At 43.2% G+C, this 18,063-nt stretch carries 17 protein-coding genes and 1 pseudogene; 5 read left to right on the forward strand and 13 right to left on the reverse strand.

Translation table 11 applies throughout. From position 1 onward, the window contains the following. Nucleotides 1–26 precede the first annotated feature (26 nt). The 7 genes from G636_RS0102780 to G636_RS0102820 form a co-directional block, all read right to left on the reverse strand. The gene (locus tag G636_RS0102780) at nucleotides 27–1,235 is read right to left on the reverse strand and encodes an ABC transporter permease (RefSeq protein WP_035778623.1); all 1,209 of its coding nucleotides are present in this window, start codon (nucleotides 1,233–1,235) and stop codon (nucleotides 27–29) included. Nucleotides 1,236–1,314: 79 nt separating this feature from the next. After that, nucleotides 1,315–2,523: an ABC transporter permease gene (locus G636_RS0102785; protein ID WP_026506781.1), complete on the reverse strand. Its 1,209-nt coding sequence runs from the start codon at nucleotides 2,521–2,523 to the stop codon at nucleotides 1,315–1,317. Between the two features lie 27 nt (nucleotides 2,524–2,550). After that, nucleotides 2,551–4,206, reverse strand: a complete 1,656-nt coding sequence (locus tag G636_RS0102790; RefSeq protein ID WP_026506782.1) for an efflux RND transporter periplasmic adaptor subunit — start codon at nucleotides 4,204–4,206, stop codon at nucleotides 2,551–2,553. Nucleotides 4,207–4,270: 64 nt separating this feature from the next. Then, on the reverse strand, nucleotides 4,271–4,975 hold the full coding sequence (locus tag G636_RS0102795) for an ABC transporter ATP-binding protein (RefSeq protein ID WP_026506783.1): 705 nt from the start codon (nucleotides 4,973–4,975) through the stop codon (nucleotides 4,271–4,273). A 718-nt stretch (nucleotides 4,976–5,693) separates the two neighbouring features. Beyond that, a complete protein-coding gene (locus G636_RS0102805; protein WP_026506784.1) occupies nucleotides 5,694–7,520 on the reverse strand; it encodes a hypothetical protein in 1,827 nt (608 codons plus the stop codon). An 80-nt stretch (nucleotides 7,521–7,600) separates the two neighbouring features. Next, nucleotides 7,601–10,033: a toll/interleukin-1 receptor domain-containing protein gene (locus tag G636_RS0102815; RefSeq protein ID WP_026506785.1), complete on the reverse strand. Its 2,433-nt coding sequence runs from the start codon at nucleotides 10,031–10,033 to the stop codon at nucleotides 7,601–7,603. Between the two features lie 221 nt (nucleotides 10,034–10,254). Further along, entirely contained in the window at nucleotides 10,255–11,433 is a 1,179-nt protein-coding gene (locus tag G636_RS0102820; protein WP_196803019.1) for a GGDEF domain-containing protein, read from the reverse strand. A gap of 279 nt (nucleotides 11,434–11,712) precedes the next feature. Between G636_RS0102820 and G636_RS0102825 the strand changes: the two genes are divergently transcribed. Both G636_RS0102825 and G636_RS17075 read left to right on the forward strand, forming a co-directional pair. Further along, the gene (locus tag G636_RS0102825) at nucleotides 11,713–12,138 is read left to right on the forward strand and encodes a MarR family winged helix-turn-helix transcriptional regulator (RefSeq protein WP_026506787.1); all 426 of its coding nucleotides are present in this window, start codon (nucleotides 11,713–11,715) and stop codon (nucleotides 12,136–12,138) included. Nucleotides 12,139–12,342: 204 nt separating this feature from the next. Beyond that, entirely contained in the window at nucleotides 12,343–12,735 is a 393-nt protein-coding gene (locus G636_RS17075; RefSeq protein ID WP_330363886.1) for an ABC transporter permease, read from the forward strand. Between the two features lie 95 nt (nucleotides 12,736–12,830). On the opposite strand, the gene G636_RS0102835 is transcribed toward G636_RS17075, so the two are convergent. The 6 genes from G636_RS0102835 to G636_RS17080 all read right to left on the reverse strand — a co-directional run bounded on the left by G636_RS0102835 (nucleotide 12,831) and on the right by G636_RS17080 (nucleotide 16,815). Then, nucleotides 12,831–13,214 (reverse strand): hypothetical protein, encoded by a 384-nt coding sequence (locus tag G636_RS0102835; RefSeq protein ID WP_026506788.1) that lies wholly within the window; start codon nucleotides 13,212–13,214, stop codon nucleotides 12,831–12,833. Between the two features lie 150 nt (nucleotides 13,215–13,364). Further along, the gene (locus G636_RS0102840) at nucleotides 13,365–14,015 is read right to left on the reverse strand and encodes a PIN domain-containing protein (RefSeq protein WP_242826905.1); all 651 of its coding nucleotides are present in this window, start codon (nucleotides 14,013–14,015) and stop codon (nucleotides 13,365–13,367) included. Between the two features lie 8 nt (nucleotides 14,016–14,023). Next, on the reverse strand, nucleotides 14,024–14,842 hold the full coding sequence (locus G636_RS0102845) for an ImmA/IrrE family metallo-endopeptidase (RefSeq protein WP_026506790.1): 819 nt from the start codon (nucleotides 14,840–14,842) through the stop codon (nucleotides 14,024–14,026). Nucleotides 14,843–14,854: 12 nt separating this feature from the next. Beyond that, nucleotides 14,855–15,187, reverse strand: a complete 333-nt coding sequence (locus G636_RS0102850) for a helix-turn-helix domain-containing protein (RefSeq protein WP_035778625.1) — start codon at nucleotides 15,185–15,187, stop codon at nucleotides 14,855–14,857. A 209-nt stretch (nucleotides 15,188–15,396) separates the two neighbouring features. Beyond that, complete coding sequence (locus tag G636_RS0102855) at nucleotides 15,397–15,690, reverse strand: DUF4298 domain-containing protein (protein ID WP_026506792.1); 294 nt, start codon at nucleotides 15,688–15,690, stop codon at nucleotides 15,397–15,399. A 135-nt stretch (nucleotides 15,691–15,825) separates the two neighbouring features. After that, nucleotides 15,826–16,815 (reverse strand): hypothetical protein, encoded by a 990-nt coding sequence (locus tag G636_RS17080; protein WP_155832306.1) that lies wholly within the window; start codon nucleotides 16,813–16,815, stop codon nucleotides 15,826–15,828. A gap of 161 nt (nucleotides 16,816–16,976) precedes the next feature. On the opposite strand from G636_RS17080, the gene hxsD reads away from it, so the two are divergent. The 3 genes and pseudogenes from hxsD to G636_RS21245 all read left to right on the forward strand — a co-directional run. Next, nucleotides 16,977–17,327: a His-Xaa-Ser system protein HxsD gene (hxsD, locus tag G636_RS0102865; RefSeq protein WP_035778629.1), complete on the forward strand. Its 351-nt coding sequence runs from the start codon at nucleotides 16,977–16,979 to the stop codon at nucleotides 17,325–17,327. Continuing rightward, a complete protein-coding gene (locus G636_RS0102870) occupies nucleotides 17,317–17,520 on the forward strand; it encodes an HxsD-like protein (RefSeq protein ID WP_026506794.1) in 204 nt (67 codons plus the stop codon). The genes hxsD and G636_RS0102870 overlap by 11 nt, the downstream gene beginning before the upstream one ends. Next, nucleotides 17,517–17,837: pseudogene (locus tag G636_RS21245) on the forward strand (prepilin peptidase); the annotation flags it as partial. The gene G636_RS0102870 and the pseudogene G636_RS21245, both read left to right, overlap by 4 nt. Nucleotides 17,838–18,063: the final 226 nt, after the last annotated feature.

Consider the following 18,063-nt stretch of genomic DNA (forward strand, 5'->3'; position numbering starts at 1 on the left):
ATTAGCAATATGATGATGCAGCCTGATCACTCTGTACGCAGCGCCTCGATGGGATCCAGCCTTGCCGCTCTCCTGGCAGGATAGATACCAAAGAAGAGTCCGATGGACGTGGAGATGACTACCACCACCGCCACCAGTAGCGGATTGACTACAAATTCAAAATCAATAAGTGTGCATATGGTATAAGACAGGGTCAGCCCCAGGATAATGCCTATGATTCCCCCTGTAAATGTGAGTATGGAAGCCTCTGCCAAAAACTGTGTGAGTATGGAGGATGTCCTGGCACCCAAAGATTTCCTGATGCCTATCTCCCTGGTCCTCTCGGTAACTGACACAGTCATGATATTCATGACACCGATGCCTCCCACCAGAAGCGATATTGCAGCGATGATAGCTACTACCGCCGTGATGATGCTCAGTATAGTATCAGTAGTCTGATCAAAGCCGTAGCCCGATGATACCTTTACAGCATTCTCCCCCCTAAGTCCCGTAACATTCTCAACTACCGCACGGGTCTGGGCCAGCACCTTGTCTTTGTCCTCGCTGTCCAGATAAATAGAGAAGCTGTCTACAAATTCATCCAGGCTAAAGCCGTAGGCATCCGCCATAGTAGTATAGGGTATGGATGCCATGAGAGTAGGTTCATCCCCGTAACTGGCATAGGCAGTATCCATGGAATTGTCCTTGCGTATGCCTATTACAGTAAGCTCTGTCTCTTCACCGTATGAATCCAGGGTCACGGTCCTTCCCACTGCATCCTCATAACCGAATATGATATTGGCTGCTGACTGGCTCAGCACTATCACGCCTTTGCCATCATCCACATCTGCCTTAGTCAGAAATCTGCCGTGCTCCATAGTCACAGAGCCGGATAGCTCAGGAGCAGGCGTAGAGCCTGTAACGAAGGCGTCATACTCTTTTTGCCCCGCCACAAAATAGCCGCCAAACTGTAGTTCCGGCGATATGCCCATAATGTCACTGATATTTGACTCTATAATGTCCAGTTCTTCCTTACTAAAGGTCTTTTCGGTCTTTGTGGTATCCAGGGAGACCGAGATTGTAGTAGCTCCAATGGAATCCATCTCGCCATTGACCGTAGCCTTCATACCATCACCTATGATCAGGACAGTCAGCACAGCTGATATACCGATTATGATACCCAGCATGGTCAGAAAGGATCGTCCCTTATTATTACGTATGCTGGATATAGCACTTTTTATATATTCAATATACATTGATATGCTCCGTTATTGCTATTTGCTCACCAGTAATGCATCATCTTCTACCTTGTATCCTGACTATATATACCCCGCCCTATAGTCTTAGCGCATCTATCGGCTTCATCCTGGCAGCCTTTCTGGCTGGATACAGTCCAAAGAAGAGTCCTATGAGTATGGAGAAAAGGGCTGCTCCAACTACCGATACGGGAGTGATGATCACATCAAAGCCTATGGCGCTGCAGATAAAAAATGCCATGACTATTCCCAGGATAATTCCCACTATGCCTCCCAGCAAGGTCAGTATAGCCGCCTCTGCAAGGAACTGCGCCATGATGGCTCCTGTCCTTGCACCAATTGACTTTCTGATACCTATTTCCCTGGTCCTTTCTGCAACAGATACCAGCATGATGTTCATTACGCCTATGCCCCCTACCACCAGTGATATCACAGATACCAGGAGCAAAAAGTCTGTGGCATAGCCCAGTATACTATCCAGCTGCTCGGATATATCCGCCATACTGTATGCGGTGATGGCATTGGTGCCCCTAAGCCCGTGGGCATTCAGAAGGAGATTCTTGGCCTCTTCCACCCTGTCAGAGAGAATAGACTGGTCTGCAAAAAGAAGGAGCGTCCCCATGTTATCCACATTGTAATCAAAGTCTGCGCCAAGAGCTGTGTAGGGAATCTCAATATTGGCATAATAGTCCTGGCCTTCCATGAGAAAAGAGTACATCTCATTCATATTTTCCCTGATGCCTACTACCTTATAGCTAGCAGTCTTGCCCCATACTGTTATATCCAGCTCCATGCCAATGGCATTTTCTGTACCAAAGATCTTTTTGGCATCATCCTGGAGCATGACACATACCCTCTGGGCACTGTCCACCTGCTGCCTGGTAAAATACTGTCCCATTTTGATACCGTTACTCATGGCATTCTCATATATCTGTGAGACGCCTACAACATTAGCGTTGTACGTATCTCTTTTGGCAGATACCTTGCCATAGGCACTTATACCGGGAGATATACCATCTATATCAGGCAGAGCAGCCTCCAGCATCTCAATATCGTCACGTGAAAGCGTCTGGGAGGACTTGCTGCCGTCCACATATATCTGACCATAATTACCTGCTATATCATTGAGCTGACTGGTCACAAAAGAAGACATGCCATTTCCCAGGGCCACTACAGCTATAACAGCCGCAATACCTATAACGATACCCAGCATGGTCATAAGAGTCCTGTAGCCATTACCGATTATATGTTTAATTGCATTTTTAATATATTCGCCGAATTGTCCCATAGTATCCTGACTTGTATCATATGGTATTTATTGATTCATATCCTCACTGCTTGTTTCTTCCTTTATCTGTACTGCAGTACCCTCTGCAAGCTCATCATAGTTACCTGTGATGATCTCATCCCCTACTTCCAGTCCGTCTATGATCTGAGCCTGGGTACTGGATGCTATTCCTATTGTCACATTTTTTCTCTTTACAAGACCGTTATCCACTATGAGTACATAATCGCCCTCGGAATCTGTCTGTACATATTCATAGGGCAGTACAAGTGTATTATCAGCCTTCTGGGCATGTATCTTATTACTTGCTTCGATCCCCAGGATGATATCAGAGTCAGGGTTGGAGATGGTGATAGTGGTATCTACTACAGCCACGCCGTTGGTATTCTTGGTAGCTGTGCCGGAGATCTTGGATATGCTTCCACTATATTCCTTGCCTCCGATAGTGATATCTACCTGCTGCCCAAGCGCTATCTTGGGGAGGTCACTTTTGGATATCTGCACGGATACTTCCACATTGTCTGTACTCTCCAGGGTAATAGTCCTTCCGCCTGCAGTCACAGTACCGCCTTCCACTATATCCACTCCTGTCACTACAGCATTGAAATCTGCCTTAACACCTTCCATTGCCTTCTCAAGCTTTGCTATTGTATCTTCCTGATTCAAAGTGGTGGATTCCATCTGAGCCTTGGTGGAAGCTGCATTGTCAGGATTGACATAAGTGCTTCCCTGAGCTGACTTGGCAGATGTCAGGTGCGCTTTTTCGTCACTTAGATCTTCGATCTGTCTATCCCATGCTATGATCTCAGGGTCATTGGTCTTGGCATAAGCCACATCTATTTTGGCTTCCTGAGTCTGGAGATAAAGCTCCTCTCCGTCATCGTCCTTTCTATCGGTGGCACGATAGCCTTCTGCGCTGTCACTGACGCCGTTTTCGTTATAATCCATCAGGACCTTGTCCAGATCGTTTAAGGTCTGCTGGATCCTGTTTTGCTTTTCCTCTTTGAGATGCTGTATATTCTCTATCTCCACATCTATGGCATCCAGCCTGTCCTGTATCTGGGCTGCTGTCATACCCTGTCCATATCTGAGCTCCTCTGTTACTGTGGGGCTCTTGTCATAGATAGCCTTGTAACCACTCTCAGCCTGCTTGATAGCCAGCTCTGCAGTCTGCTTGCTCAGGTTCAGCGCGTCAGTGTCATAGCTGTAGAGGATCTCCCCCGCTGCTATCTTATCTCCCACTTTGACATTCACCTCTGCTATGGGAGCAGTCACATCAGAAAAATAGCTCTTTGACTCGGCACTTCGTACTGTACCTGACACCGACAGGATATTCTCAATTGATCCCAAAGCTGCCGCCTGGGTCTCCACTTCTATGATCTGCTGCTTTGGTCCCCTTATCCCGGACCATACCATATAGCCCCCGACCAGCACAGCCAGTCCCAGCACTATATATCTTTTCTTGAACTTCTTTTTGGGCTTTGGTGCTATCTCATCCGCCTCATAATCTTCATAAACAGGTGCAGTGTTCTCATTATTTGTCACCTGTGCTGATTGTGTATCAGCTTTTTGGGTATTGATAGTCTGATCCTTAGTTGTTTCTTTTTCTTTATTTGCGCTCTGGTTTATGCTAGCTTCTTTTTCATTATTGCTGCTCTTGTTTACGATTGTGTCTTTCCCTTCCATATAGTCCTCCGCTTATGTCGTGATCATGCTCAGTTCATTAGAATAGTCATATGTATCTGATTTTCTAGCTGCTCTGCTGATAATCCGGGTTCATGATATCGCTTACGATGCGCCCGTCTGATATGGTGATGATTCTCCTCGCCTGTCTGGCAATACCGGGATCGTGGGTGATGATAATGACTGTGCGCCCCTCCCGGTAGAGCCTCTTGATAATGTTTATGATCTCCTTGCTGGATCCTGAATCCAGGTTACCCGTGGGCTCGTCTGCCAGTAGTATAGGCGGTGCCTGAGCTATAGCTCTTGCTATAGCCACTCTCTGCTGCTGACCACCGGACATCTCGCTGGGCTTGTGGTCCATACGATTAGCCAGTCCCACACTGGCAAGGGCTTTTTTTGAGAGCTTGTCCCTTTCTTTTTTGCCCACTCCCCTGTATATCAGCGGCAGCTCCACATTTTCCAGAGCTGTAAGAGACGGTATCAGATTAAAGCCCTGAAAGATAAAGCCAATCTCTCTATTTCGCACATCCGACTGCTCATCGTCAGTCATATGAGACACATCCTGCCCATGCAGGAAATATTTACCACTTGTAGGGGTATCAAGACATCCAAGCATATTCATAAGTGTAGACTTGCCCGAGCCTGACTGGCCGATGATGGCTACAAACTCGCCCTCGCCGATGATCAGACTCACATGATCCAGAGCCCTGACCTCATTTTCCCCCGGGTTATACACCTTGCATACATCCCTTATTTCTACCAGTTTCTTCATTACAGATGAATTCTCCCTTTATCATGCCTGTGACTGTAGCTGTAGATATACTTAGAAGATTACTTATCTTAATATTATTACTATGAGAAATATATCAAATTAACAACCAAAATATCATTTTTAGTGCATAAACGCATAGCTGTGATCAAGCAGTAACATCTATATAATGCATAACTGCGCCACTGCATCTAAACAGTTACATTTTATTACTTTTCCACTGTGAAGTAAAATTAAAAGAAAGTAAAAAACATGTAAAAAATCCAGCACCAGAGCCATTTTGCGGCGGGGGCGGCACTCCATGATCGCATTCACTCATAAAAGAAGCTATTGCATCATCAGCAGGTGCAACAGCTTCTTTATATACATATGCATTATAATAATATACTTTTAATAAATATACTGCAATAACAGAGAATTAGAGGTCATAATCCTGTTCCAAGAGCTCATTTACTCCTACTGATATCCAGGATCTCATCAAGGATATTTTGGGTAGTAGCCATATCCTCTTCGCAGGCACGGCTTATCTCTATGCTGGACTGGGCAGAAGCTGCCACTTCATCCATATTTGTGCGTTCCGCCGTCTACGTTTCAGATCAGGTCAAAACAAAAAACTGATAGACAGCGGCTTATAAGATCAAGCCACTGCCTATCAGTCTGTGCATGTAGCCTCAAATGCATTCTCGGTCACAAGGTTCTCATGACTCTTTCGTGACTCCCGTCACTCCATCATCCGGCTTATGATGGCAGCTACCGCCTTGATATTCTCCCTGTCCATTTGCTTGTAATCAATATTCTTGCCTGTCAGGGCATTCTCATATTCAGAGAGTGCATCCAGCTCATCCCAGGGGATCAGGCAGGCATGGCGCTTATTTACAGTATCCTTGCAAATGCGTACGCTATGATCCTCTTTGTATCTCTCAGCCCTCTCCTGCCTCTCTTCATTACTCATAGCCTGATAGCCCATGGAATAATGAAAAGCCATCCAGCGCAGATGCTCTGACTTTGCCAGATTCTCCATAAGCTCGCCATCTATACTGCCAAGGCTATTACTATCAAGCCCCAGGCGCTTAAAGAGGCAGGATAGATAATCGGCACTGGCACTGCAGCTCATGCGGCTGAAATAATCGCAGCTCTTCCACTGCTCATCTACAGAGCCTTCACCGTAGTAGTAATGGTTGATCTCTTTGGCCAGGGCATCCAGATGATTGCCATAGATGATGTCCTTGTCATAGACTCCCGTAGTCACACATATATCTCTTCTGTGATTACGGACTATCCTGTCACTGTAGCACTGATATACAGGGAGGTCTGCGCCGCAGCTCTCCAGCACGTCTATTATGCCGTAGCTGATATCCCTGCTAAGGTCAGGACTTCCCACAGCTACAGTTATCAGGCTAAGACTATCTGCATGCTGCCTGATATATTCTGTCAGCTTCCTGCTCCTGCCGTCTGCAGCTTCAAATTCTATATCATAAGCGTTTATCAGTCCCGGGTAGCGGCTGCGAAAGAAGCCGTCCGTCCTCTCGCATGCAGGGTCAAAGATCCGTACATGAAACGAGCTCCCCTCAAACTGCCCGGAGGCCACAAGCCTTCTGAGTATCTCCTGTCCTATATTGCCAAAGCCCACCATCAGGATATCCACATCTCCCAAGGCTCTGCCCTTATCATCAAAGGCCACGGTATCAGAGAGAGGATAGCTGCGAGTCAGGAGCCTTGCTGATAGCTCTTCCCTCTTGTATACCCTGACATCACCATATCCATAATGGTCAGGAGCTGCCTGAAGCTCCGCCCCCAGCATAGCTGATCTGGCAAAGAGCACCAGCTCAGTGTTATCAGAAGCTATACCTGTTTCCTCAAGGCTCCCCAACATCCCGGCAGCATAGCTATAATTAGCTTCATCATCATCAGAAATGGCACTGACCCTGATCCTGCCGGTACCTGCCCTGACAGATAGCCTCTTTAGAAAAGCAGGCGTCGCTCCCATGGCATCCGGGTCATCATATACAAGGGCTCCTGTGCGACTCACAAAGCTGTCCGATATCTGCCCCTTACCTACAAATACCAGAGATACACGCCTGCCGGCTATAAGGGAGGCTCCCAGCCCTATGGTATTGTCATCTATGCCATATATCAGCTCTATATCACGGAATCGCAGGAGCCAGGTGCGAAAGCCCCTGACTATATCCTTTCCTATAGCCAGTACCAATGCACTGACCACAGAATAGTATGCAAAGAAATGCACCAGCCAGTAAAAAACCGATGTAAAGATATTGTCACCCACAACGCCAACAAAGGAATCATGAGCGCCATCTCCCGCATTGCCAAACATACGGCCCACATGTACCACCGTGCGCAGCACCGCTATTACAGGCATATCCCTGAACTGGTCGGCATCTATGGAGCCGTAGATGATAAGGCCGCCTCCTATGGCTATCAGAAAGGATATCCCGGTCCACTTTTTCACATGCCTGGTGTCCACAGTAAACCATATGATCAGTGCCAGAAATACAGCAGCTGCGATTAGTATGATCATCAGATTGCTCATATAGACCCTCTCCCCTTTATATCTCTGTCAGAGTAGATGCCGGCGCCTTCAAATACAGCACCTTCTGACTCATTTATCAACTAATTAAGTCCGTATTTTTGCTTTACTCCAAAAGACGGCTCATGATCTCCCAGATAATCATCTGCCATGCTCTGTAGACCTGCTATATCTACAAAGGGCATACTGTAATAATTCAGATCAGGATCCATCATTATAAACTTGCCTTCTTCATCGCATACTATATAGGCGCACTCACATATGATCTTCATATCACTGTCAAGGATATAGGACAGACTTCTGCCGCCCGCGTCGCCGCTTATGATATAGCTGCCTGTGACACTGCTATAGCGAAAGCTGTCTGCCATCTCCAGCCAGGTGTCATAGGAGGATATAGATGCACCGGTGGCAGCATCAAGGATACGCAGTGTATGATCTGTGCATATCACCAGGATATTGCTGCCATCATCAGAATAATACACACGGTCCACCAGCCTGAGATCCACATCGTAGCTATCACTGTCTGTAAAGACATCCTCAGGCAGGCGCTCATCTGCCATTGCCCATTCATACTCACCATCTGCAGCCTCTGCCAGAGGGCTGATGTCAGCCGAATATCTCACCGCATAAGAGGCTTCATTATATATGCAGTAGAGGTCGCCGCCCAGATACTCCGCGTCAGTGACCTTCTCAGCAGGTGCTGCCGCATACCAGGAGTCCGTATACTCACCCTGCATATAGCTGTCGCAGGCATATATCGCTCCGTCAGCTGTGAGTATATACAGCTCCTCGTTTGCCGCCCAGCACTCTATGATCACCTGATTATAGGACCAGAGTTTTAAGAGCTCTCCCTTAAGCTGATCTATCACCAGTACGTCCTGAGCCCCGCGGAAAAAGAGCTGGTCTCCTGCGTCTACAAATTCTCCGCCTGTTACATCTATATCATCTGCGTCAAACTCCCAGAGCTGCCTGTTATCAGACAGGTCTGTGGCAGTGATATGAGCAGTCATGCCTCCATTTTCCATATCATGTATAGTAGAAGCTGTATAGAGGATATCACCCTTAAGATAGGCTATAGGCTCTGAATCGTCCCTATCTGCATAGATACCTGTCACCGTCCCGTCACTTCCATCTATGATCAGGATATTATGCTCGCCATCTCCCTGAAAGCTGGCAGCCATGCGCTCTCCATCAAAGACAATAGCAGTAAGCGCATGGCTGTCCGTCTGAAAATGCTTGCTCAGATCCGTTTCAAATACTGTCTCTCCGTTCCCACCTATACGGCAGAGCCTGCTATCAGTCCCATATGCTATAAGGCATTCTCCCTCATCGGGACAATAAAAGCTGGAAAACTCGGGAAGCTCTATTTCTTCTTTCTCACCGGTCCCTATATCATATGTGGCACTCTCCTCGCCGTCTGTATATACTATGAGCTCATTAGAAGCAAAGGCGCAGTCTATACTATCTGAGTGGGCAGAAATGATATCAATGACTTCTCCACTTTCTCCGTCGCAGAGATATGCCTTTTGGCCTGCCTTTATAAGCACATGCTCCCTGTCCGGGGATACGCAGAAATAATATAGCCAGGAATCCGCATCATAGCTGCATGCTGGGGCGTAGTCCCTTGAGAGCTTGTATATTCCCATATCTTTATAAAGAGCTTTGACAGCTTCGGCATTATAGCCGCTCTCTATGTCAGATGGCAGGACATTTCTCACTGCATATGCAGCATCTTTTCTCCGCCCATCCTCATAGAGATGATCGGAGGCTATAGCCATTGAGGATGCATAACTGTTTTGCAGCTCATCATACTGCCTGCTGATGGTCACATTCTGCCTGCTGATCTTCACCAGCATCACTGTGGCAAAGATGGCAAAAGCAAGGACTGCGGCTCCAATACTTCCAAATATGGCAGTCAGCCTCCTCATCCTCTGCTCTCTGTGGCGCTGCCTGAGGTCATCATAATTCAGCCCGAATATGGCTGCGCAGAGCCTCATCACAGCTGTGTCCATGGCCTTTAATACTTCCCTTTTGCTCTCTCCTCTCACATCAGCTGCCAGGGGCTCTATCTCCCGCCTCACCCTGACTATCCTGCCATCATCACCTCTAGTCTCCACTTCGTCGTAGCAGAGGATCTCCGGAAAAGAAGCTGCAGGCTCATCCTCAGCCAGCACCACCAGAATATGGTCCCTGGGATGACTCTGCAAAAAAACCTCGATCTCCTTCATGCACCAGCGAGACTCCGGGTACCTGGGCGTACATATGGTGATCAGGTAGTCAGAGTTAAGGAGAGCCTTGCTGATGGGATCTGAGAGATTGTCGGACAGGGGCAGCTCATCCACATCGCGAAAGACTCTTTCTATTTTCTTTTTGCCATTTAACACTTTGGGAATAACAGATTTGGGGAGCCTGAAATTCTCAAGCTTCCTGTGCAGATTCTCAGCTACAAAGCTGTCAAACTCATTATGTCTGTAGCTGATAAACGCATCGTAATGAAGATCATTCCGATCAGACATAACCGCTCCTTAATAGTGGGTAGATAGATGCACTTCTATGTCATGTATACATGGATGTATTCTGACATTATGTCATATGTGTGTTTTTTTACATAATAAGTATACTGTCTACCGCATATATATGGAAGCGTAATTTTGCTTCAAATGTTCACTAATTTTAGTAATTTATAAGCGCTGCTGCATAAGTATTTTCCTCATATGCAGCAGCGCTATTATAATTCTCAATTATGTGCGGAACCGATGCCCTTGCTTTCTGCAAAGTAGTCGCGCTTACGGCGGTCATTGCCCGTCTTTCTGTAGTATTCTGACTTGGCGGCGTACATTGCAAGGTCGGCCTTTCGTACCAGCCCCTCTGCATTGAGGCCCTTGTTGTCACCTGAGATGGCATAGCCCACTGCCATGGTCAGCTTCTGTCCTCCGGAACCTGTCCATTTAGCCGATTCTGCATGCAGCTTATCCAGCAGTCCCTTGGCGGTATCTTCGCCATGCCCCCTGGCTACTACTACAAACTCATCGCCGCCTACTCTGTAACATCTGGCATCGCCAAATACGCTCTGTATACACCTTGCCGCCTGGATGATCACTTCGTCTCCGCCTTTATGTCCCAAACTGTCATTGATCTGCTTGAGGCCATTGACATCCACAGAATATACCAGGAGATCATCAGGCACAGAGCCGTGCTCAGACAAGGAGCTCAGATCCCTTGAATACGCATATCTGCTCATAGCTCCCGTCATGGCATCTGTCAGAAGGATACGCTGCTGTTCTTCTATATAATTGTCCACATTCATCTGCGAGAATTCGGAATAGTGTATGAAGAGGAGAGCTGCACCAATGGTCATGCCCAGATATTCGGTCCTGACATTGTCACCCAGCTCCTGCATGATGATGCCCAGCATGACTATGGCCATGATGGTATACAGAGATACCCTGTTTTGTTTCCTGTAGGACATGCCATACAAGGTAAACTGTGCAATGATCACAGCATATACCGTGAAACATACCAAGAAATAGAACCTGAACATAGGTCCGTGAATATAGTGATGATTCTCATCCACCAGGAGCATCCAGCCACCAGGGACTGCGATGAGCTGAAAGATCGTATTGATCAGGATGATCACTACTACAGCCTTTTGCCAATGATTCCTCAGCTGTATCTGCACCACAAGAGCGCCCCCTGCCATGGGGGTAAAGATATAATCGGCGCACTTGGCCACTTTCAGCATCCAGATGGGCATATCAGTCCTGCCGTCCAGCTGCACGCCGCACCACTCTGCCATAGCCGCAATTGCCAGTATGATATAGGTCGCATAGAGGAGCTTTTTGGCATCAGGCTGAATATGTTCATTTTTATTGATCAGGATGCACAGTACTGCCAGTGTCATCCAGCATATGATCATTATTGATGTATAAAAACTAAACATGCAAGATTCCCATTTCTTTAAGGCTGCCCGCACAACGCTGTCAGAACCTGTAAAAAAGGGCATTACCATAAGTTTTATGTCATTTGCATCCCTTAGTCGTCTATTCTTTTATCGGCATCAGACTTAGTAGCAATGAGCATATTTTAAGAGATAAATTTATAAAAAACTGCCAAAAGTACTTGACAAATATATTTAAAGAATTATAATTGCTAACAGTATTAGCAATTGCATTAGCATTGCAGAAAGGATCTGAGGATGGACTATCGTAAGCTTGCTGAAGAATTTATGGAAATGCGCACCAGCATGCCCAGGACTCGTATCACAAGAGATGTGGATGACTACTCTCGCGGCGAACTCATGGCACTAAACTACATAGCTGCCAGCAGGGAACTGGTACACCCCAAGGATCTGAGCAAGGCCCTTATGCTTACCACAGCAAGAGTAGCTGCCATGCTGGGCTCCATGGAGAAGAAGGGCCTGATAAAGCGCCTTGCAGATGACAGCGACAGCAGACAGATCGTAGTGACCATCACAGAAGAGGGCCGCAGGCTCGTTGCTATCCAGAAGGAGAGAATGCTGGAGAGGATGACAGCCATGCTGGAGTATCTGGGTGAAGAGGATGCTGAGGCTTATGTTCGCATTCACAGAAAGCTCATGAGATCAAGCCTCTTTTGGATGTAAAATTTTTTGCCCATTTAGCTAATACTATTAGCAATATAGTTAGCAATCCTGCATTCATATGATGCCAAAAGCTATTTTCAGCACCCGGATCATATTATCAGGATCAGTGAAAGGAGAAAGCCATGGATAAGAATACACCCATCATCAAGATCAGGAATTTCACCAAAAAATACGGAGATCATATCGCTGTAGACAATATATCTTTTGATATATTCCCGGGAGAGATCTTCGGCTTCGGCTGCGCTTTTATTGTCCCTGATATCCGGCAATCAGGCGACATTTCAGATGATCAGCATGTTTGTCATGATGCCCATGATATATCTGTCAAGAGCTTATCTGCCCATTACAGCTCTGCCCCGCATCCTGCTCCCCATAGTCTACATCAATCCCCTTACATACCTCACTGCCGCCTTTAGATACGTGACTCTTGGTATGCACGGGATGAACAGGGACTATCTCATATCCCAGGGAGTGGCCATATCTGCAGGGCCTGTGACCATCATGCCTATATACAGCTGGATCGTAGTAGTACTGATAGGCACTGTCATATTTATAGCCTGCGTCAAAAAATTTGATAAAGTCGATATGTCATCATAATAGAACGCTGTTCCTATATAAAGTGAGTTGCAGAGAGTGACAATATTCAAAATACCGGGCGAAGTACTACTTCGCCCGGTATGATTTCATACACACTACTCCACAATACAATATTCCAGGTAATCGTCTACATTGATTTCTATTATTTTATCCGGTACTATTTCATGATGACATACCCACTGCGTTCCCATAGCATGGGAGAATTTATCTTTATCCAACAGGTATATATATCCTTTCCCACCATAGTTGGGGTGGCAGTTCCTAAACAACATTTTATTTCCATATTGCGGAAGCATTATGCGCTCAGCATCTTTATTTTCCTCCACACATCCTAATGCAAAGCAAGTAGCCATTATCTTGCTACTCGTAGCATAAACAGCATACTGACATCCGGATTCAAAACCTGTATCATATGCCTGGCTTGGCACAAGCTTGTCCACCTTAACAGGGCTTCCATGATACAAATATTCTTTATTCATATTTTTTCTCATCATCACATTTATGACATCCTATTAGTCTTGATGCATCAAAAAGTTATATTTTCAATTATAATAATCCAAAATATAATAATCCTTGTTTGATAGTCATACGCCAGTTATATATCAGAAATATCTGTACCATTTTCTTTATTACATATCAATTGCATCCCTCAATATTTGAAGTTTAGTCTTTATCTTTATATCATATTTTTTTGCAAGACTCTTGATCCACACCGTATCTTCTTTCCTATACGGATCGATAAAAAATCTCCTAATAAACTTCGAAAGCTGGCTTCTAAAGCTCCAATTCAGATCCGAGGCTGAATTGATATCATCAAAGGCCCTTACTGTCTGATTTTCATCGGCCTGTCCTATAAGAAATCTTATGATCAGAAGATCTGCAAATGTAAAAGGCATAATATCATCTTCAAATTGAAGAAGCGACATATACGGCCCGCCCTGTTTTGTATCATTTGTAACTAGTGAATACGCTCCCAAAGTCTGAGCTAGGGAAATAGCATACACCTCACAAAGGTCTCCAGGGCCATAAAGATATCTATTTTCCTTTACATTGTTTTCAAAAATCTTAAAAACGGCCATATCCTTTAGCTTCTGATCTGAGTATATTTCCAATTTACCTGAACGTATATCATTATCCAAGGAGTTAAGAATGTCTTTTCCATGATTCTCAAGCTCTATACTACGTATCTGTTCATAAATGAAAACACCTTCGTCAAAAAGTTCAAACAGAATATTTTGATGGCCTCCTCGATAAAGATGAATTATTACATTTGTATCCAAAGAGGCTCTCAATCTTCTAAACCTCCCATCAATTCATCCAGGTCTACTTGCATCTCAGAGGGTTCGATCACACGATCAATTACATCCTCAAAAGTGAGTTTGTAATATGACAGTACCTTCTCTAAAGTCTCTCTGGGAACTGCATTATGATTGTAATTATAAATAACATATTCTATGTATTCATAAGGCAAATATATCTCTTCACTGCAAATGTTCAGCTTTGCATTGCCTCCTATACTCCTAAGCAGATTACCCACACGTGTAATATTTCGCTCTGTATCGAGCTGAATTCTTTTATTTGAATCTATTAGACTCAGACTCTCCAATCTATTCAGCACCATTTCATAGCTTACATTGAACTCAGACATCATCCTTGCTATATCCATAGCTGAAATACTATTCTTTTCAAAGTCAGGTAATTCCAAATCAATAAACTTATCTATCTCATCTACCGGCATCAATAGACAAGCCGCAAAATAATTGGCCTCTCGTTCTCTTTCATCATCACTTCTATCTGCTATAGTCATTGAATCATCTATAAAGGATTTAACATCATTCAAATGTAATACAACATGACCAATTTCATGTGCAAGCGTAAAAATCTCTCTAGACAATCTACTGCTACTGTTTGTATATACTATTATGTCGTTGTCTTTTTTTAGGGCAAAACCAAGGTCTGCGCTGTCTCCCATAGGGTATCGAACCAGCTTGTATCCACATCGTTCGCACTCCTTAAACAAGTCGATTATTCCATATCTTCCAACCTTACATTTTTCTCTAAAAGCATCAGCAATAATACGGATCTGCCTCTTCCGGTTATCTAGCATTTAACTTCCCCCCTATTCCATATTTCTATGCTGAAGTTTTTCATACATATGTTTATTAGCATAAAAGAGATCCAACATATCAAATATCATTTCAGAGGAAGCATCTTCTGAACCATATCTATATTGTGCAGAAGGAGTTTCATCCAGCACGCGAGTAATATCCCCGACATTCACATCCAGCACCGATGCAACTTTCGTAAGAACATCCAAAGTAATGCTATTTGCCCCATTTTCGATTCGGGCGTATTTCTGCCTGCTCACTCCAATCTGATCAGCGACTTGTTCCTGAGTAAAGTTCTTAGCACATCGTAAAGCCTTGATTCGGCTGCCTAATAACTCATTCATGCCAATCCCTCCATTTCAACAAAAATATTTCTACCTTAATTGTATCATTTTCGAAACAAGCGTCAATATAATATGTTATATTTTTGTGACATTGCTGTAGCCATATGTTATGTCTGCGTTACACTCAAGAAATCTACGTTATCTTCCGCAAAAGTCATATGATGGCTCTATTTCTTGCTCACTAACGAGATGAATATGCTGGGCAAAGATCATAGTCCTCTGCCCAGCATATTCATTATCTCCCGATCATTTTCCAAAAGGTCATAGAGACCATCCTCGGAGAGCACTCCCCTCTTTATATCAGCAGGAATCTCCCCTATCTCATCAGCTGCAAAATCGTCCTTCCACTGCCGGCCGGAATAATAGCGTTCAAGCTTTTTCACCCCCGGCTGCAGACCCTTATAGTATTCTATAGCCTTATACAATGAATCCTGTGCCTGCAAGACATCATCATAGAGTTTCTCCATATCGGATATACGCTTGAAATTCTTTGATCCTGTCATATAGGGCTCCTTTGATCAATCTAGATGAGATGCGAATACAATTATATTATGAATTATTATAATTTCAATTATAATTATTCATGCAACTGGGAAACAATCATCTTAATTGTATTATCATTCTTAATTTATTTACACTCATGGAATGTTATACTTCGTCTTTGCTTCAACAATTTTCAAATATTCATCATACCAATCAGTGTTTCCAGGGACAATTCTATATCCTGTAGCACATTTTTTGCACCTAGGAAGCTTACAAACTTGAAAAAAATTCACAGGGACTAGTGTTGTTCCACTACACTTAGAATTCATATGTAACACTCGTGGATTTCTTTGAGATACATATACAGTGAAATCACCATAAATCCCTTTATTGCTATTCAAAGTACAAGGAAAACCGTTTTTTATAAACATGCCTTTAGGCACTTTTACGAGTGAGATAGGATCCTTGTAAGAATATAGTTCGAAAAACAGGTTTGGATCTTGATCATCTAATTTTTTATCGGTTGATTGTTTTATATCATCCTTTATTTTATTCTTTTCAAGAGATTTCCGGTCATTTGTTTCATCTTTGTCTTTAAACAAAGCAACTATCCTTACACTAGTCCAAAGCAGAATACCTGCTAATATTATTACATAATATGTATTCGTTTTATTATTCTCTTCAGATTTTGTAGATAAAGATTTCTCTTCAATTTTCCCCTCTTCCTTAGTTTTAATTACTTCCCCGGAATCTTTATCAGTAGAAAGCGACTTTGTTGGAGAGCTTTTCTTCTGAGATACAGACGGACGACTCCTGTTTCCGCTTGATGAGCCACCTTGGCTTTTTTCCATCTTCTCATGTAAAGGTTCTGACCCATCATATATAGGAGGATCACAATCTAGACAAGGATTATATCCCTTTATTATCACCGCTTCATATAAAGTAATCTCATAATCACTACGTAAATGATAACAATCTTCTCTGTGATAACACTTCCCCGTTGCTGTGATATGGACTATAGTACCTCCATTATCCGCACGGACTTCTATAGAGTAAATTACAAAAGACACTATAATTATAAAAAAAGTAAAAAATAATACTTGTTTAACGCCTCGCATAACAGGAATTCTTTTTTTAGGAATCATTATCATCACCACATATACTTATGCTTTTATCTTTAAATAGCCTCATAAATCAAACGATAGTTGTAAATAATAATATTAAAACAATCCATTGGCCATTCTGCACGAATGATATATAATAGAGTATACAGATTAACAATATATCGTTCTTTAGAGGATTCAACATGATTATAAAATATCCTGAAGATATCTACCCCAAAGAAGTTCTCGTAAAAGCAGCATATCATTTTTTGGATAAGGTGTATATTCATATTGACAAAGAAGGAACGAACTATATAGTAAACATAAAAGAAAAAAGTAGCAACTCCACTATCTCTGCGGATGATTTTGATAATGAAATGATAGCGCAAAGTGCACGATACATTATTTCACAACGAACAAAAAATATACGTGAAATCACATTAGGAAGAGCTTTAGCTTCAACCATCATAGAGAATCCCTCCATCAACAATGAGGCAGACAATTTTGATAATATTGAAGAAATACTAAAGGATTGGTTTGAAGATGAACAATGAAATCCAGCTGCTCAAAAGTTTTTTTGATTACACTAAAATATCAGCTGCTCAAGCAGCTTATGAAGATATTGCAAAAATTAAAATATCTGAGACCGAACAATATTATTTATGTGTAGTACTGTCATCGATCTATGAACCAATGCAAGTTTTATGTGAATTTGAAAACTACATTATAGGATTAATGAATACATGATTATTTGGCCATTATTATCTGTAATACTTGCACATGTTCTAGGTATCATCGCATCCATAACAGATATAAAATACAACCGCATCACCAACAGTATTTTATTGCTATTTGGTACATTGGGGGTGTGTCTTACATTTATCCAATACATTCTAAAAACAAATCTTTTATGGGAGGCTTATTTATTTAATTTATCATTAGTGTTCGTTTTTTCAATCACATTGTATATTTTACATATTTGGGCAGCTGGAGACAGCAAGCTTCTAATCATCCTAGGAATTTTAATTCCTGGCAATTACTGTATGTTATTTGGCCGAATAATACCTTGGAGCATAATCGTAGTCTCGCTAAGTTTTTCTATAAGTTTTTTATATTTATTCGTAGAATCGATATGGATGTTTATAAATCATAAAGGCTCGTTTTCTATTCAAAATGTCAAAAACAAGATTCAACAGTTTATTCAATCATATATCATAAATATGATTTATATTTCATTAGCAATCAAAATAGAAACACTTTTTTTCAGAGAGTGGATTGATCATTACGAAT

It is taken from the genome of Butyrivibrio sp. MC2013 (assembly GCF_000424585.1).
Classification (GTDB): domain Bacteria; phylum Bacillota; class Clostridia; order Lachnospirales; family Lachnospiraceae; genus Butyrivibrio.

Coding starts and splice junctions, on each gene's coding strand:
- G636_RS0102780 (WP_035778623.1), bottom strand. CDS start 1,235: ATGTATATTGAATATATAAAAAGTGCTATATCCAGCATACGTAATAAT.
- G636_RS0102785 (WP_026506781.1), bottom strand. CDS start 2,523: ATGGGACAATTCGGCGAATATATTAAAAATGCAATTAAACATATAATC.
- G636_RS0102790 (WP_026506782.1), bottom strand. CDS start 4,206: ATGGAAGGGAAAGACACAATCGTAAACAAGAGCAGCAATAATGAAAAA.
- G636_RS0102795 (WP_026506783.1), bottom strand. CDS start 4,975: ATGAAGAAACTGGTAGAAATAAGGGATGTATGCAAGGTGTATAACCCG.
- G636_RS0102805 (WP_026506784.1), bottom strand. CDS start 7,520: ATGAGCAATCTGATGATCATACTAATCGCAGCTGCTGTATTTCTGGCA.
- G636_RS0102815 (WP_026506785.1), bottom strand. CDS start 10,033: ATGTCTGATCGGAATGATCTTCATTACGATGCGTTTATCAGCTACAGA.
- G636_RS0102820 (WP_196803019.1), bottom strand. CDS start 11,433: ATGATCATATGCTGGATGACACTGGCAGTACTGTGCATCCTGATCAAT.
- G636_RS0102825 (WP_026506787.1), top strand. CDS start 11,713: ATGGACTATCGTAAGCTTGCTGAAGAATTTATGGAAATGCGCACCAGC.
- G636_RS0102835 (WP_026506788.1), bottom strand. CDS start 13,214: ATGAATAAAGAATATTTGTATCATGGAAGCCCTGTTAAGGTGGACAAG.
- G636_RS0102845 (WP_026506790.1), bottom strand. CDS start 14,842: ATGCTAGATAACCGGAAGAGGCAGATCCGTATTATTGCTGATGCTTTT.
- G636_RS0102850 (WP_035778625.1), bottom strand. CDS start 15,187: ATGAATGAGTTATTAGGCAGCCGAATCAAGGCTTTACGATGTGCTAAG.
- G636_RS0102855 (WP_026506792.1), bottom strand. CDS start 15,690: ATGACAGGATCAAAGAATTTCAAGCGTATATCCGATATGGAGAAACTC.
- G636_RS17080 (WP_155832306.1), bottom strand. CDS start 16,815: ATGATTCCTAAAAAAAGAATTCCTGTTATGCGAGGCGTTAAACAAGTA.
- hxsD (WP_035778629.1), top strand. CDS start 16,977: ATGATTATAAAATATCCTGAAGATATCTACCCCAAAGAAGTTCTCGTA.
- G636_RS0102870 (WP_026506794.1), top strand. CDS start 17,317: ATGAACAATGAAATCCAGCTGCTCAAAAGTTTTTTTGATTACACTAAA.